The organism is Kribbella sp. CA-294648 (genome assembly GCF_050943845.1).
GTDB lineage: Bacteria > Actinomycetota > Actinomycetes > Propionibacteriales > Kribbellaceae > Kribbella.
Genome location: NZ_CP191981.1, coordinates 3,132,199 through 3,147,955, shown reverse-complemented (window position 1 = coordinate 3,147,955; position 15,757 = coordinate 3,132,199). Strand labels below are relative to the sequence as shown.

The 15,757-nt window shown below is 68.5% G+C and carries 12 protein-coding genes; 3 read left to right on the top strand and 9 right to left on the bottom strand.

The window, feature by feature from the left end:
• Positions 1–57 precede the first annotated feature (57 nt).
• Genes ACQPYM_RS15175 through chvE form a run of 7 tightly spaced genes read right to left on the bottom strand, consistent with a single transcriptional unit; the run spans position 58 to position 7,495 of the window.
• Positions 58–882, bottom strand: a complete 825-nt coding sequence (locus ACQPYM_RS15175; protein ID WP_433023284.1) for an isoprenyl transferase — start codon at positions 880–882, stop codon at positions 58–60.
• 43 nt (positions 883–925) lie between these two features.
• Entirely contained in the window at positions 926–1,681 is a 756-nt protein-coding gene (gene recO / locus ACQPYM_RS15170; RefSeq protein ID WP_433021049.1) for a DNA repair protein RecO, read from the bottom strand.
• A gap of 35 nt (positions 1,682–1,716) precedes the next feature.
• On the bottom strand, positions 1,717–2,544 hold the full coding sequence (locus tag ACQPYM_RS15165; RefSeq protein ID WP_433021046.1) for an SDR family oxidoreductase: 828 nt from the start codon (positions 2,542–2,544) through the stop codon (positions 1,717–1,719).
• On the bottom strand, positions 2,541–3,530 hold the full coding sequence (locus ACQPYM_RS15160; RefSeq protein ID WP_433021043.1) for an aldo/keto reductase: 990 nt from the start codon (positions 3,528–3,530) through the stop codon (positions 2,541–2,543). Before ACQPYM_RS15160 ends, ACQPYM_RS15165 begins: the two co-directional genes overlap by 4 nt.
• A gap of 43 nt (positions 3,531–3,573) precedes the next feature.
• Positions 3,574–4,824, bottom strand: coding sequence for a multiple monosaccharide ABC transporter permease (gene mmsB, locus ACQPYM_RS15155; protein ID WP_433021040.1), 1,251 nt, complete (start codon positions 4,822–4,824; stop codon positions 3,574–3,576).
• Entirely contained in the window at positions 4,821–6,374 is a 1,554-nt protein-coding gene (mmsA, locus tag ACQPYM_RS15150) for a multiple monosaccharide ABC transporter ATP-binding protein (RefSeq protein WP_433021037.1), read from the bottom strand. The genes mmsB and mmsA overlap by 4 nt, the downstream gene beginning before the upstream one ends.
• A complete protein-coding gene (chvE, locus tag ACQPYM_RS15145; RefSeq protein ID WP_433021034.1) occupies positions 6,374–7,495 on the bottom strand; it encodes a multiple monosaccharide ABC transporter substrate-binding protein in 1,122 nt (373 codons plus the stop codon). The genes mmsA and chvE overlap by 1 nt, the downstream gene beginning before the upstream one ends.
• 227 nt (positions 7,496–7,722) lie before the next feature.
• Between chvE and ACQPYM_RS15140 the strand changes: the two genes are divergently transcribed.
• The 3 genes from ACQPYM_RS15140 to ACQPYM_RS15130 are packed head-to-tail and all read left to right on the top strand — an operon-like array spanning position 7,723 to position 12,340.
• Positions 7,723–10,833: an FtsX-like permease family protein gene (locus ACQPYM_RS15140; protein WP_433021031.1), complete on the top strand. Its 3,111-nt coding sequence runs from the start codon at positions 7,723–7,725 to the stop codon at positions 10,831–10,833.
• Complete coding sequence (locus ACQPYM_RS15135) at positions 10,830–11,666, top strand: ABC transporter ATP-binding protein (protein WP_433021028.1); 837 nt, start codon at positions 10,830–10,832, stop codon at positions 11,664–11,666. Before ACQPYM_RS15140 ends, ACQPYM_RS15135 begins: the two co-directional genes overlap by 4 nt.
• On the top strand, positions 11,663–12,340 hold the full coding sequence (locus ACQPYM_RS15130) for an ABC transporter ATP-binding protein (RefSeq protein WP_433021026.1): 678 nt from the start codon (positions 11,663–11,665) through the stop codon (positions 12,338–12,340). The genes ACQPYM_RS15135 and ACQPYM_RS15130 overlap by 4 nt, the downstream gene beginning before the upstream one ends.
• Before the next feature lie 9 nt (positions 12,341–12,349).
• Here ACQPYM_RS15130 and ACQPYM_RS15125 read toward each other — a convergent pair whose 3' ends face one another.
• Together ACQPYM_RS15125 and leuA are read right to left on the bottom strand one after the other, a co-directional pair.
• Positions 12,350–13,813, bottom strand: coding sequence for a GNAT family N-acetyltransferase (locus ACQPYM_RS15125; protein WP_433021023.1), 1,464 nt, complete (start codon positions 13,811–13,813; stop codon positions 12,350–12,352).
• Between the two features lie 40 nt (positions 13,814–13,853).
• Positions 13,854–15,572: a 2-isopropylmalate synthase gene (leuA, locus tag ACQPYM_RS15120; protein WP_433021020.1), complete on the bottom strand. Its 1,719-nt coding sequence runs from the start codon at positions 15,570–15,572 to the stop codon at positions 13,854–13,856.
• Between the last annotated feature and the right edge of the window lie 185 nt (positions 15,573–15,757).

The following is a 15,757-nucleotide window of genomic DNA, read 5'->3' as shown; positions in this document are numbered from 1 at the left end:
GATGACGTCCGACAAAGTAGACGGCTCAGGGTCGACAGCCGTTCCCCGTAGTACGGGCTAGTGGGTCGGCTCAACCTGGTTGGGGACGGCGCCGCCGTAGCGGCGGTCGCGCTGGGCGTACAGCTCGATCGCGCGCCACAGGTCGCGACGGTCGAAATCGGGCCACAGGGTGTCGAGGAAGACCATCTCGGCGTACGCGAGCTGCCAGACCAGGAAGTTGGAGGTGCGCTGCTCCCCCGACGACCGGACGAACAGGTCGACCTCGGGGATGTCCGGCGCGTAGAGGTGCTTGGCGATCGTCTTCTCGGTGATCCGGTCCGGGTTGAGCCGGCCGGCCACCACCTCCGCGGCGATCGACTTCATCGCGTCGGCGATCTCCGCCTGGCCGCCGTAGTTCACGCAGAACTGCAGCGTGATGGTGTCGTTGTCCTTGGTCCGCTCCTGGGCGTACTCGAGCTCGGAGATGACCGACTTCCACAACCGCGGCCGCCGCCCCGACCACACCACCCGGACCCCCATCGCGTCCAGCTCGTCGCGCCGCCGGTGGATCACGTCCCGGTTGAACCCCATCAGGAACCGGACCTCCTCCGGCGACCGGGCCCAGTTCTCGGTCGAGAACGCGTACGCCGAGATGTACTTCACCCCGATCTCGATCCCGCCCTTGATCACGTCCAGCAACGACGCCTCACCGGCCTTGTGCCCCTCGGTCCGCGGCAGATTCCGCGCCTTGGCCCACCGCCCGTTCCCGTCCATCACGATCGCCACATGCCGAGGCACCAACTCAGCCGGAATCACCGGCGGCCGAGCCCCCGACGGATGCGGATCCGGAGCCACCACCTCCGCCTGCCGCACCCTCTCCACCCGACCACGACGACGACCCATTGGCGACATACCCCGAATCCTCCCAAACCGCCGTTCCGGCGGATCAACCCAGGTTCAGTTGGGGGGATTCGGTGGTGAGGTCGAGGTGGCGGAGGGAGCGGAGGCGGTCGAGGTGGTAGGTGGTGAAGGCGGAGACGAGGGTGGAGGCTTCGCGGCGGGTTCGGGGGTCGGTGCGTTCGGCTGTGGGCCAGTCGCCGGTCAGGAGGGCGGCTAGGAGGTTGACCGTGACGGGGGCGGGCATCGCGCAGGCGGGTGGGCGGCAGGTGCTGCAGACCATGCCGCCGGCGGCCGGGTTGAAGGCTCGGTGCGGGCCTGGTTCGCCGCATTTCGCGCAGGCTTCGAAGGACGGGGCGTAGCCGGAGATCGCCAGTGAGCGGAGGAGGAACGAGTCGAGCACCAGGCCGGGGGTGCGTTCGCCGGCGGACAGGACACGGAGGGCACCGGCCAGCAGGAGGTGTTGCTGGGTCGCGGGTTCCTTTTCCTCGACGACCAGCCGGTCGGCGGTTTCGAGCAGGACCGTGCCGGTGGTGTACCGCGCGTAGTCGCTGACAATGCCCTCGCCGTACGCCGAGATCGACACCGCCTGGGTGACCACGTCGAGCGTCCGGCCGGTCGCCAGTTGCAGGTCGACGTGACTGAACGGCTCGAGCCGGGCCCCGAAACGTGACGAGGTCCGCCGCACTCCCTTCGCGACCGCCCGGATCTTGCCGTGAGTCCGGGTCAGGAGCGTGGCAATCCGATCGGCTTCGCCCAGCTTCTGGGTCCGGAGCACGATCGCCTCGTCACGATAGAGCGGCACCCACCCATTGTCTCAGGTCCCGGTCCACCCGCGGCTCAGGTTTTGGCGAGGTAGTTTGCGAGGCTGATTGGTGGGTGGCCGGTGAGGTCTTCGACCGCGCTGCTCACGGCGCTTAGTTCGCCGCTGGCTATTGCGGCGTAGGAGGTGACCCAGCCGGCTACCTCCCAGGGTGGGGCGCCGTAGCCCTCGCGGGAGCGGTACGCCTCGTCTAGCGTTTCGGGTTCGTAGCGGACTGGCCGGCCCTGCGCCTCGGTCAGGAGCGTCGCCGCCTCGGTCAGTGTGAATGCGGACGGGCCGGTGAGGTCGTAGGTCATTCCCGAGTGGGCCTCCGACACGAGAACGGCGGCGGCGACGTCGGCTACGTCGTCTCGGGAGACCGCTGCTACCCGGCCGTCGCCTGCCGGGCCGCGGATCACGCCGTCTTCCCCGACGAAGCCCGGTACGAAGTCGAGGTAGAGGTTGTCGCGGAGGAAGGTGAAGTCCACGCCCGTCCCGCGGACGTGCTCCTCGGTGTGCCAGTGGTCGCGGGCGAAGGTGAAGGTTGCCGACGGCGAAGCGCCCACGAACGAGGTGTAGACGATCCGCCGTACGCCGGCCGCGACCGCCGCGTCGACTGTTGCCTTGTGCAAGGACACCCGGTCCGCCGACTCCGTTGCGCTGAGCAACAGTAAGGTGTCCACGCCGTCGAGCGCGTTCAGCAGCGCGGCGTGTTCCCCGTACGCCGCCTGCGCCACCTCCGCCCCGGGCAACTCGGGCGCCCGCGCCGGATCGCGCACGATCAACCGCTGCGGTACGCCGGAAGCCGCCAACCGCCGCGCGATCCGCCCGCCGAGCTGCCCGGTCGCGCCGGTGACGCCGATCACTGGTTCACCATCTTCATCCCACCCGGCGCGTACCGATCCCCGGCCACCGCATCCGGCGGGAACGCGGCATCCAGCGCGGCCAACTCCTCAGCGGACAGTGAGACGTCGACCGCACCGAGGTTCTCGGCCAGGTACGAGCGCCGCTTGGTCCCCGGGATCGGCGCGATGTCATTGCCCTGGGCAAGCAGCCAGGCGAGCGCGAGCTGACTCGGCAGCACGCCCTTGTCCGCGGCCAGCGACTTGACCTTCGCCACCAGGTCCAGGTTGCGCTGGAAGTTCTCCCCGCTGAACCGCGGCAGCCCACGCCGCATGTCGTCGGCCGGGAAGTCCTCCGGCGACGTGATCTGCCCGGTCAGGAACCCACGCCCCAGCGGGCTGAACGGTACGAACCCGATCCCCAGCTCCCGCAGGGTCGGCAGTACGCCGGTCTCCGGGTCCCGCGTCCACAACGACCATTCACTCTGTACTGCGCTGATCGGGTGCACCGCGTGCGCCGCCCGTACTGTCTCGCCCGACACCTCCGACAGGCCGAGGTACCGAACCTTGCCTGCCGCAACGGCCTGGGCCATCGCCCCGACCGTCTCCTCGATCGGCACCTGCGGATCCCGCCGGTGCAGGTACCAGAGGTCGATGTAATCCACACCAAGCCGCCGCAGCGAGGCGTCGAGAGCAGCAGCGGCGTACTCCGGCGTGCCGTTCACCACGTTCGGCATGCCCCCGCTCGTCGCCGGGCGCTGGAAACCGAACTTGGTCGCCAGCACCACCTCGTCGCGACGGCCGGCCAGGGCGCGCCCGACGAGTTCCTCGTTCGCGCCGTCGCCGTACACGTCCGCGGTGTCGATGAAGGTGCAGCCCGCGTCGATCGCCGCGTGCACGGTGGCGATCGACTCCGCGTCGTCACTCTGGACGCCGTACGACTGGGACATCCCCATGCAGCCGAGGCCGAGGCAGGAAACGGTCAGTTCGCCGAGTTGGGATTCACGCATACCCCGAACCTACCGCTGTCCGCGTCCTGCCTGGCCGAGACCCTCAGATGCGTGAGACACCCGCGCGGCGCTTGGTCCAGATGTCGTAGGCAACAGCCGCCAGCAGCACCAGACCCTTGACGAGCATGACCCGGTCACTGGCCGCACCCATCAGGGACATGCCGTTGTTGATGACCGCCATGATCAGACCGCCGGTGATCGCGCCGACCACCTTGCCGATCCCGCCCTGGACGGCCGCCCCGCCGATGAAGGCCGCGGCGATCGCGTCCAGCTCGAAGTTCTGACCGGCGGTCGGCCCGGCCTGGTTGAGCCGGCCCGCGAAGATGATCCCGGCGATCGCCGCCAGCACGCCCATGTTGACGAAGATCCAGAACGTCACGGCGTTGACCTTGACGCCGGACAGCGCGGCCGCCTGCCGGTTGCCGCCGATCGCGTAGATGTGCCGGCCGAAGATCGTGTTGCTGGTGACCAGGGAGTAGCCGACGACCAGCACGGTCAGCAGGATCAGTACCCAAGGCAGGTTCTTGAAGCGGGCCAGCTGGACCACGACGAACATCAGGACCAGCGCGGCCACCACCAGCTTCGCGGCGAAGATCTCGATCGGTTCGACGGTCTGCCCGTACCGGATCCGGCCGGCCCGGGCCCGCCACTGCATCAGGAACAGCGCCGCCACCAGACCGAGGCCGACCAGCAGCGTGACGATGTCCGCGCCGCCCAGTGGACCGAGGGCGACGTTGCCGAGCCAGCCCGGTGTGAAGCCGTTGGACAGCGTCCGGATCTCGTCGGGGAACGGGCCGATCCCCTGGTTGCCCAGGGTGGTCATGGTGATGGCCCGGAAGATCAGCATGCCTGCCAGCGTGACGATGAACGCCGGGATCCCGAAGTACGCGACCCAGTAGCCCTGCCAGGCGCCGATCAGTGCGCCCGCGCCCATCGTGGCGATCGCCGCGATCGGCCACGGAACGCCCAGATCGACCGTGAGCAAGGCACACAGCGCTCCGGTGACGGCCACCACGGACCCCGCCGACAGGTCGATGTGGCCCAGGATGATGATCAGGATCATCCCGATCGCCAGGATCAGGATGTAGGAGTTCTGGACGATGATGTTGGAGATGTTCTGCGGCTCCAGCAGCGCGCCGTCGGTCAGGATCCAGAACAGCACCACGATCAGCGCGAAGGCGATGTAGATCCCGCTCTCACGCGGGTTGAACGACAGCCGCACCCGCGGCCGGGCCGGGCCGCCGGCGGGCGGCAGCGGCGTGACGTCGTCCTGGGCCGAGGTGGCGGTGCTCATCGGTTCTCCTCGCGTCCGGCACTGACACCGGCGGTCATGTACTGCATCAGACGTTCCTCGTTCGCTTCCTCGCGACTCACCTCACCGGTGATCCGGCCGGCGGACATCGCATAGATCCGGTCACACAGCCCGAGCAGCTCGGGCAGCTCCGAGGAGATCACCAGGATCGCCTTGCCCTCCGCCGCGAGCTGGTTGACGATCGTGTAGATCTCGTACTTCGCGCCGACGTCGATGCCGCGGGTCGGCTCGTCGAGGATCAGCACGTCGGGTTCGGTCAGGATCCACTTCGACAGGACGACCTTCTGCTGGTTGCCACCGGACAGGTTGCCGGTGGTGGTCAGCACGCTGGGCGCCTTGATGTTCATGCTGCGCCGGAACTCCTCGGCCGCGCTGAACTCCTTGCCGTCGTCGATCCAGCCGAAGCCCTGGGTGAACCGGCTCAGCCCCGCCGCGGACACGTTCCGCTTGATGTCCTCGATCAGGTTCAGCCCGTACCGCTTGCGGTCCTCGGTGGCGTAGGCGATGCCCTGGGCGATCGCCTCCCGGACCGTGCGGAGCCGGATCAGCTGGTCGTTCTTGAAGATCCGGCCGGAGATGTCCTTGCCGTACGACCGGCCGAACACACTCATCGCGAACTCGGTCCGGCCGGCTCCCATCAGCCCGGCCAGCCCGACGATCTCGCCGCGCCGCAACCGGATGGAGGCCTTGTCCACCACCACCCGGCCGTGCTGGGTCGGGCTGTGCACGGTCCAGTCCTCGATCCGCAGTACTTCGTCGCCGATCACCGCGTCCCGGGTCGGGAACCGGTCGGACAGCTCGCGCCCGACCATGCCCGAGATGATCCGGTTCTCGGTCACGTCGCCGTCGCGCAGGTCGAGCACCTCGACGGTCCGGCCGTCCCGCAGTACCGTCACCGTCTCGGCGATGGAGACGATCTCGTTCAGCTTGTGCGAGATGATCACCGAGGTGATGCCGTCCTCGCGCAGGCCCCGCAGCAACTGCAGCAGGTGTGCGGAGTCCTCGTCGTTGAGCGCCGCGGTGGGCTCGTCGAGGATGAGCAGTTTCACCTTCTTCGACAGGGCTTTGGCGATCTCGACCAGCTGCTGCTTGCCGACACCGAGGTCGAGGATCTGGGTGGTCGGGTTCTCGTTCAGGCCGACCCGGCGCATCAGCTCGGCCGCCTCGGTGTTCGTCCGGTTCCAGTCGATCCAGCCGCGCTCGGCCCGCTCGTTGCCGAGGAAGAGGTTCTCCGCGATCGACAGCTGCGGGCAGAGCGCGAGCTCCTGGTGGATGATCACGATGCCCCGGTCCTCGCTGTCGCGGATCCCGGAGAACCGGCACAGCTCACCCTCGAAGTCGATCCCGCCGTCGAAGGAGCCGTCCGGGTAGACCCCGGACAGCACCTTCATCAGCGTCGACTTGCCGGCGCCGTTCTCACCGCAGATCGCGTGGATCTCACCGCGCCGGACCGACAGGTTCACGTCGTCCAGCGCGACCACACCGGGGAATCGTTTGGTGATCCCCCGCATCCGCAGGATGTCCTCGGTCATTACTTCAGCTGTCCGGCCTGGTAGTAGCCCGACTCGACCAGCAGCTTCTCGTAGTTGCCCTTGACCACGATCACCGGCTGCAGCAGGTACGCCGGGACGACCTTCACGCCGTTGTCGTAGTCCTTGTCGTTGTTGGTCTCGGGCTTGTTGCCCTTGAGCACCTCGTCGGCCATCTTCGCGGTCACCTTCGCCAGTTCGCGGGTGTCCTTGAAGATCGTCGAGTACTGCTCACCAGCGTTGATCGACTTCACCGACGCCACCTCGGCGTCCTGGCCGGTGACCACCGGATAGGGCTGGCCCGCGGTGCCGTAGCCCGCGCTCTTGAGCGCCGACAGGATGCCGATCGACAGACCGTCGTACGGCGAGAGCACGCCGTTCACCTTCGCGCCACCGTAGAACTTGGTGATCAGGTCTTCCATCCGCCGCTGCGCGGTCTCGGCCTTCCAGCGCAGGATCGCCACCGTCTTGAAGTCGGTCTGCTTGCTCCGGACCACCAGCGTGCCCTTGTCGATGTACGGCTTGAGCACCGACATCGCGCCGTCGAAGAAGAACGGGGCGTTGTTGTCGTCCGGCGAGCCGGCGAACAGCTCGATGTTGAACGGGCCCTTCGCGCTGCCCTCCGAGCCGTCCTCGTTCTTGATCTTCAGGCCGGTCAGCAGCGAGGTGCCCTGCTGGACGCCGACCTTGAAGTTGTCGAAGGAGGTGTAGTAGTCCACGTTCGGGCTGTTGCGGATCAGCCGGTCGTAGGAGATCACCGGGATGTTGCTGTCCTTGGCCAGCTGCAGCTGGCTGGTCAGCGCGGTGCCGTTGATGGCCGCGATGATCAACAGCTTGGCGCCCTTGGTGATCTGGTTCTCGATCTGGTTGGCCTGCGTCGGGATGTCGTCCTCGGCGTACTGCAGGTCGACCTTGTACCCGGCGTCCTCGAGCGCCTTCTTCACGTTGTTGCCGTCGCTGATCCAGCGTTCGGACGACTTCGTCGGCATCGTGACGCCCACCAGAGCGCCCGCCGTGTCACCGCCGCTGCTGCTCTCCGTGGTCTTGGCCGACGAGCCGCAGGCCACCAGTGCCGCGGCCATTGCGAAGGCCCCACCCGCGGCCACCATTCGTGCGAACCTCATGCCTTACCTCCTGTTGCGAACCCCGACCTCACGACGCGGACGGCCGCGCTGCCCGGGATGTTATCGCTAACAATCGGTCCCGCCAACCCCCCACCCGGCCACCGTGACCGGACCGATGCCCAGGCAACGACTGTGTGTCTTTCTCGGTAAATCGCTGACGACGACCCCGGCTCTCCGTAAGTTCAGCCGGGTTAACGTTTTCCGGGGGCGGCTAGGGGTGGACGCTGATGTTTTTGAGGCAGGCGCTGCGGTACCGGTGGTCGCAGATGCTGGTGCTGGCCGGTGTGAGCGTGCTGATCGGCACGTGTGCGGCGTTCGCGCCGTGGTTCTCCCGGGCGGTCGAGCAGACGGTCACCACGGAGACCTTGTCCGGCCAGTGGCTGCAGGCCGGCTGGCGGCTGGACGCGGCTCCGCCCCTGGGAGTCAGCGGACCGAGCACAGCCCCGCCACCCGAGGACCTGGTCAAGGTCATGCCCGACAACCTCCGGCCCTTGTTCGCCCCGGCGTCGAACGGCCTGACGGTTCAGGTGGTCTGGGGCCTGGAGACGGCGAAGAAGAAGATCGAAGGCCGGGTGGAGTGGCGGGACGGGTACTGCGGCAAGGTGGCGCTGACCGCCGGCCAGTGCCCCGACTCCTCGCACGAGGTCGTCGTCTCGACTACTGACGCGAAGAACTTCGGTGTCGCCGTCGGCTCGACGATCGGGGCGCAGTCCACCAAGTACGCCGGTGGCGGCACGCTTCGCGTGGTCGGCCTCTACCAGGCGGACAGCTACGAGCCCTACTGGTTCGGGCGCGGGCCGACCGGCCACTCGCGTCAGGCCAGCGACAGCCGGGGAGCCACCTCCGACTTCCTGCTGACCGGTCGCGACACGTTGGCGAAGGGCTGGGGCGCTCACTCGACCGCGGACCTGCGGCTGCTGCCGGGCAAGGCCCGGGTGGACGATCTGGCCCAGCTCCGGCTGGCCACCGCCGAATCCGAGGCCAGAGCGCCCGACTTCGGGATGCAGGTCCGGAACCACTCCGGACTGGTCGACCTCATCGACGGCATCAACGCCGAACGCCGGCAAGCGGTCACGATCATTCCGCTGGTCATGGTGCAGGTCGGTCTGTTCGGCGTCGTCGTCCTGGCCCTCGCGTTGGCGGCGGTGGTCGACCAGCGCCGGCCGGAGCTCGCCATCTCCCGGCTCCGCGGCGCCGGCGTACGGCGTACCGGGCGGGCGTTGGCGATCGAGCTGAGCGTGCCCGTGCTGGTCGGGACGTTGCTGGGAGCCTTGACCGGCTTCGGCGTACTGTTGGTGGTTCGAAGTACCTGGCTTGACGACGGCGCCCCGGTGGAGGTGCCGTGGACCGTGCCGGCCGCGGTCGTGTTCTCGACACTGGTCGGGCTTGCCGTGGTGGCGTGGTCGGTCCGCTCCGTCGTCCGGCAGCCGATCTCCACCCTGCTCCGGCGCATCGTGCCGCGTCGTCGCGGCTGGACCATCGGCATGATCGACGTCGTCGTCATCGTCGTCGCCTCGGCCGGTCTGGTGGCCGCGCTGACCGGCGGCGGGCGGGGTCCGCTGCCGGTTCTGACGCCCAGCCTGCTTGCTCTCGCGGCCGGTTTGGCGTTCGCTCATCTGCTGCTGCCCGCGGCCGGGCTGATCAGCCGGCAGGCGTTGCGCCGCGGCCGGCTCGGCCTGGCTCTCGGCGCCCTCCAAGTAGCCCGCCGCCCGGCCGTCACCCGGATCGTCGCCGTCGTCGCCGTGGCCACCGCCCTGGTCTCCTTCGCCGGACAGGCCTCCTCCGTTGCCGAGGACAACCGTGAGTTCCGGGCCGGCTACGAGATCGGGGCGGAAGGAGTGCTGGCGATGGAGGTGGACAGCCTGCGGCAGTTCACCACCGCCGTCGACCAGGTCGACAAGGACCGTCAGTGGCTGACGCCGATCGTGCTGGCCTACCCCGCGAACACGAGCGGTCTGCGCGCGCTGATGATCGAGCCGGACAGCTTCCGGCGGATCGCCTTCCGTGGCGACGAGCTCACCGACGCCGAGGGGTTCAAGGCGATCACCGCACCGACGGAGCCGCCGCCGGTCGCAGTACGGGGCAACCGGCTGACGCTCACCGTGACTCCCGGTGAACTGAAGCCGTACTCGCCACCCACCGGTGACGGCGAGTTTGTCCCGCCTGTTCCGCCCGCCAAGTCCGTGGTCCTGCAGGCCACCGTGTACAGCCAACGCACCATGACCCGGAACCTCATTCAGTTCCCGCCGCTGAAGCCGGGAGCCGGCAAAACGGTGCAACTCAGCGCCGAGATGAACTGCACGGATCCCTGCCAGCTGATCCGGCTGGGTGTGGCCCGCGAACTCGGTGACTCCAGCGGGATCCGCGGCGAGATCACGATCACCAACCTGGCCACCAGGACCCAGCCGACGGTCCCGCTCGGCCCGGCGACGAACTGGAACCCGCCGCGGCAGACCGAAGGTGCCGAACTCCTGGACGACCTCACCGTGACCGACGGGCCACCGAACGGGCTGGTCCTGAACGTCACGAACAGCGGCAGCGAACTGACCGTCCAGACCACCAGGATGCCGACCGAGCTGCCGGCCCTGGTGACGTCCGACTTCGCCGTCAACGACGCCCAGACGGTGCCCGGTCCGGATGGGATCGGCGTCCCGATCGAGAAGATCGACCGGCTGCGCAGTATCGTTCCCCGGCACACCGAGCACACCGCAGTGGTCGACCTCGAAAGCGTTCGCCGGCTGGGCAGCACCGTGTCCGACACCAGCACGGACGTCGAGATCTGGCTGAATGCCGAAGGGCTGGCCCGCGCGGACCAGATCATCGCCGGTCTGGCCACCGCAGGCATCACCGCGACCCTGGTCGACCGGCAGTCCGAGCGGCTCGGCACCTACGGCCGCTCGGCCAGTGCGCTCGCGCTGCAGCTCACCCCGGTGATCGGCATCGCCGGCTGGGCCTTGGCAGTCATCGTGCTGCTGCTCATGATCGTCACCTCGTGGCGTTCCCGGGCCCAGGACTACGCGAGCCTGCGCATCACCGGCGTACCGGCGGCGACAACTGGACGAGCCGCGCGGTGGGAGCAGACTGGCCCGGTCACGCTGGCCGCGTTGCTCGGATCGGCGTGCGGCATCCTCGGCGCCCACATCGCGTTGCCGTTGATTCCGCTCTTCGCACCGACCGCCCGGCCTTCGCCGATCCCCCTCGACCTGGCCATCAACTGGCCCGTCGCCCTGGCGCTCACAGTCATCAGTACTGCGCTACTGGCCACCGCCACGCTCTTGCTCGGCACCGGCGTCAACCGCCGAGCCGGCTACGCCCGGATCCGGGAGGAACTATCATGACCGGCCTTGCGATCAACACGACCGGCCTGGTGCACATCTACCGCAGCCAGGGGCACGATGTCGCGGCGCTGTCGGGGATCGGGATCAGCGTGCGGCCGGGTGAACTGGTCGGCCTGCTCGGGCCGTCCGGTGCCGGTAAGTCAACCCTGCTTCAGTTGTGCGGCGGGTTGCTGACGCCGAGCGCTGGGCGGCTGCAGATCGGCGAGCACCACATCGCCACGATGACCGAGGTGGAACTCGACCGCATGCGGGCCGGTGACGTCGGCATCGTGCTGCAGGGGGCCGGGCGCAACCTCGTTCCCTACCTCAATCCCGAGGACAACGTCCGGTACGCCCAGCGGGCCGCCGTCCGCGGCCGGACCCTGCCGGCGCCGCGGGAAGTCCTCGAACTCGTTGGCCTGAGCAACCAAGCCCGGGTGCCGCTGGATCGGTTGACGCCCGGCCAGATCCAGCTCTGCGCGGTCGCCGTCGGGATCGCGACCTACCCCGGGCTGCTGCTGGCGGACGAACCGACCAGCCAGCTCGACCACCGCGCCCGCGACGAAGTACTGGCCGCGATCTCGACGGTCAACAAGGCGACCGGGATGACCGTGCTGCTGATCACGCACGATCCCGAGGTGGCTGCCGTGCTGCCCAGGACGATCACGATCAAGGACGGCCGGATCGCGTCGGAGGGCCGCTCGGGTGAGGAGTTCGCGGTGGTCGCGACCGACGGGTCGTTGCCGTTGCCCCCGCATGTCGCGGAACTGCTGCCGCCCGGCACGTTGTTGCGAGTCACCACCGAGGACGGCGAGGTCCGGCTGACCCTGGTCGAGCAGGAGGACGAGACATGATCACGGTCACCAATCTCACCGTCGCGTACGACGATCTCGTCGCGGTGGACGAGGTGACGTTGCAGGTGCCGGCCGGGTATGTGCTGGCGGTCAGTGGGCCGTCCGGGGCCGGCAAGAGTTCGTTGCTCTGGGCAATCGCCGGGGCGGTGCCGGCGAAGTCGGGCACCGTGCTGGTCGACGGGCTGGAGATCGCGAACCGGCCGGCCGCGGCCGGGCACGGCGTCGTACTGATCCCGCAGGGCAACGGGCTCGCTCGGGTGCTGACCGCACGGGAGAACCTGTCGATGCCGTTGCTGGCCGAGCGCCGGCTGCCGGGTGACGACCGGGACCGGGCCGAGGCGCTGGAGTCGATCGACGAGATCATCCAGAGAGCCCTTACGGACGTCGGGCTCGAGGAGAGCGGCGATCATCTGGTCGAGGAGCTGTCCGGCGGTGAGCAGCAGCGCATCGCGGTCGCCCGCGGGCTGGCTCAGCGCGGCAAGGTGATCCTCGCCGACGAGTCGACCAGTGAGCTCGACAGCACCAACCGGGAGCGCGTCCTCGAACTTCTCCGCGCCGAGGCGGACCGCGGCGCGGCGGTGATCATCGCGACCCACGACCCCAGCGTCGCCGCCGGCGCCGACGGCCACGCCCTGATGGACGAAGGCCGCCTCAGCTGGGACCGCCGGTTGTAAATCCTGGGATCACACGCCCAGGAAGAGCGGTTCCGGCGGTGGGCCGTGCTGGACGAGGTGTGCCAGCTGGTGGTGGAGGGTGCGGGGTGACAGGTAGGCAGGGCCCTCGTGGGACTGCAGTTCTTCGAGGGTCCACCACCGGTGGCCGTACACGCTCTCAGCTTCGAGCTCGGCCTGCGACAGCACCCCCGCGGGTGTGAAGGAGTCGACGCGGATCAGGAAGTAGTCGTTGATGACTCCGTCGTAGCCGCCCGCATAGTCCGGGCTCACCGCGACCTGATGCCACAGGTGGGGCGCGTCGGCCGGCGGCTCCAGACCGATCTCCTCGGACAGTTCCCGAACCAGCCCTTCCCGCAGCGACTCCCCCGCCTCGACCCCGCCACCCGGCGCGGCCCAGACGACCTTGTCATCGAACTCGAACCGCAGCAGCAGAACCCGATCCTCAGCATCCAGTACGACGGCCCGCACCGCCTGCCGCAACCGCGGCTCCGGGAGCGTCACCTCGTACTCCGCGTTCTTCTCCCGAGCCACGAACCCGAAGCGGGCGTTGACCTTCTGCATCGCCGTGTTCGTCTCGGCCGTCCAGGTGTGCAACAGCTTCTGGGTGGTCCGGTGCTTGGCAAGCTGCTCTAGATTGGCCAGCTTCAGGTGAGCACCCAGATTGTGGCCGCGGTGATCCCGCAGTACGAGGGTGTCGAGTTGCTGGGCTGTCTCCGGATCGGTCTTCGGCAGGAACATCACCGTGTAACCGGCCGGGGTACCGTCGAGCGCTCGGGCCAGGACCACCAGCGACAGGTAATTCTTGGCGTTCCGCTCCTCCAGCTGGCGAAGCTCGTCGACCTGCCAGTGCCTCGTCTCCCTGGTCATCCCGCCGCTCGGCACGTCGGCGCTCATCGCGGTCCGCAGCTCGGCGTACACCGGCAGGAACTCTTCCGGGCAAGGACCGGCCCACGAGATCAGCTCATAACCGACCAGCGGCTCGAGTTCGATCTGATGCTGGTACGGAAGCGGTACGACGAGGTGGTCCTCGATATGCTCCAGCGCGAACCCGAGCTTGGTGGCGAACAGGCAGGCCGGCCAGGTGTCGGTGGTGAAGCCGGCCGGGATCGCGATCTCGGTCTGGTAGACGGTCCGCCCGAGCGATGCGGCGCGCGCCCGCGCCCAGCCCCACAGCGCCGTACCGATCCCCTGCCTACGGTCGGCCGGCGCGACGTTGATCTCCACGAGGGCGGAGTCGAGGTTGTCCTTCAGGCCGTACTCGAAGATCATCGCGCCGACGACCCGCTCCCCGTCGTACGCCGCCACCGCGACGAGAGCCTTCGTCGGGACCGGCACGCGCAGCGAGGTAGCCAGCGCATCGTGACTGGCCAGCAACGGCACCTCACGATCGGCGGTAGCGCCGGCCCGCAGGACGGCGTACCAGGAATCGAAGCTGCTGTCGTCGGCCGGGTCGATCTCGCGCACGGTGATCACGCCCAGAGCCAACCAGCTCCGGGCGCGATCCACCACCGGTTTAGCGGTTGGCGCGGTTGATGGCTGAGACTACTGCTTTCAGGGAGGCGGTGAGGATGTTGGCGTCGCGGCCTACGCCCCAGTAGACGTCGTCGCCGAACTCGCACTCGACGTACGCCGCGGCCAGTGCGTCGCCGCCGGCCGAGAGGGCGTGCTCGTGGTAGTCCAGCACCCGGACGTCGTACTTCAGCGGCTTGATCGCGTCCACGAAGGCCGAGACCGGACCGTTGCCCTCGCCAACCAGTTCGTGCGGGACGCCGCCGGAGTACACCTGCACCCGGAGGACGTCGTTCTGGCCCTCGCCCGAGGTCGAGTTGACCGTCAGCAGCGACAGCTTGCCGGGCGCCAGGTACTCGGTCTCGAAGATGTTCCACATCTGCTGGGGACCGACCTCGCCGCCCTCGGCGTCGGTGTGCTGCTGGATCACCCGGCTGAACTCGATCTGCAGCCGGCGCGGCAGGTCCAGCCTGTGCTCCGACTTCATGATGTACGCGACGCCGCCCTTGCCGGACTGCGAGTTGACCCGGATGACCGCCTCGTACGACCGGCCGACGTCCTTCGGGTCGATCGGCAGGTACGGCGCCTCCCAGGCGATCTCGCCGACCGGCTTGCCTTCGGCCGCGGCCTGTTTGTCCAGCGCTTCCAGGCCCTTCTTGATCGCGTCCTGGTGCGAGCCGGAGAAGGCGGTGTAGACCAGGTCACCGGCGTACGGCTGACGCTCGGGCACCCGCATCTGGGTGCAGTACTCGACCGTACGGCGGATCTCGTCGATGTCGGAGAAGTCGATCTGCGGGTCGATGCCCTGGCTGAACAGGTTCATCCCCAGCGTCACCAGGTCGACGTTGCCGGTCCGCTCGCCGTGCCCGAACAGGCAGCCCTCGACCCGGTCCGCGCCGGCCATCAGGCCCAGCTCGGTGGCGGCCACCGCGGTACCGCGGTCGTTGTGCGGGTGCAGGCTGATCGTGCTGTGCTCGCGCCGGGTCAGGTTGCGGCCGAACCACTCGATCTGGTCGGCGTACACGTTCGGCGTCGACATCTCGACCGTGGCGGGCAGGTTCAGGATGATCTCCCGGCCGGCCTCCGGCTGCCAGACGTCGCTGACCGCCTCGCAGACCTCGAGCGCGAACTCCAGCTCGGTCCCGGTGAAGATCTCCGGGCTGTACTGGTAGCCGAACTCGCAGTCGGCCAGCATCTCGTCGGCGTACTTCATCACGGTCTCGGTACCGCGGACCGCGATCGTGCGGCACTCGGCCTTGTCGACGTTGAAGACGACCCGGCGGAACAGCGGCGCGGTCGCGTTGTAGAGGTGGATCGTTGCCTTCGGCGACCCCTGCAGCGACTGCACGGTCCGCTCGATCAGCTCTTCGCGCGCCTGGGTGAGCACCGAGATGGTGACGTCCTCGGGGATCGCGTCACCCTCGATCAGGCTGCGGACGAAGTCGAAGTCGTACTGGCTCGCGCTCGGGAACCCGACCTCGATCTCCTTGTAGCCCATCCGGACCAGCAGGTCGAACATCCGCCGCTTGCGGGCCGGCGACATCGGCTCGACCAGCGCCTGGTTGCCGTCGCGCAGATCGGTGGACAGCCAGCGCGGGGTCTTGTCGACCGACTTGGCCGGCCAGGTGCGATCGGGCAGCTGGATCGGCGGGAACGCGCTGTACCGGCCGACCGGCATACCGGAACTCTGCTGGACGGGCTGGGGCTGGTTCTTCGGTGCCATGATTGCGGGTTCTCCTCGCGGGATGTACTGCGGTGGTCGACATCGACCGGCGTACGACAAACTCCGCGGCGAGGGAACCGGCCTACGTCAGGCCTCGCCGCGGCAGCGAAGGAGGAGAAGCTGGTGCCGCATGATGCCAGCGAGTCTATGCACAATCCGATCCGGAGGTCGAACCAGCAGTCTCG

Bases quoted from the DNA above. Each gene is read 5' to 3' on its own strand.
- ACQPYM_RS15175 (WP_433023284.1), bottom strand. From the start codon at position 882: ATGGGTCGTCGTCGTGGTCGGGTGGAGAGGGTGCGGCAGGCGGAGGTG.
- ACQPYM_RS15160 (WP_433021043.1), bottom strand. From the start codon at position 3,530: ATGCGTGAATCCCAACTCGGCGAACTGACCGTTTCCTGCCTCGGCCTC.
- mmsB (WP_433021040.1), bottom strand. From the start codon at position 4,824: ATGAGCACCGCCACCTCGGCCCAGGACGACGTCACGCCGCTGCCGCCC.
- mmsA (WP_433021037.1), bottom strand. From the start codon at position 6,374: ATGACCGAGGACATCCTGCGGATGCGGGGGATCACCAAACGATTCCCC.
- chvE (WP_433021034.1), bottom strand. From the start codon at position 7,495: ATGAGGTTCGCACGAATGGTGGCCGCGGGTGGGGCCTTCGCAATGGCC.
- ACQPYM_RS15140 (WP_433021031.1), top strand. From the start codon at position 7,723: ATGTTTTTGAGGCAGGCGCTGCGGTACCGGTGGTCGCAGATGCTGGTG.
- ACQPYM_RS15135 (WP_433021028.1), top strand. From the start codon at position 10,830: ATGACCGGCCTTGCGATCAACACGACCGGCCTGGTGCACATCTACCGC.
- ACQPYM_RS15130 (WP_433021026.1), top strand. From the start codon at position 11,663: ATGATCACGGTCACCAATCTCACCGTCGCGTACGACGATCTCGTCGCG.
- leuA (WP_433021020.1), bottom strand. From the start codon at position 15,572: ATGGCACCGAAGAACCAGCCCCAGCCCGTCCAGCAGAGTTCCGGTATG.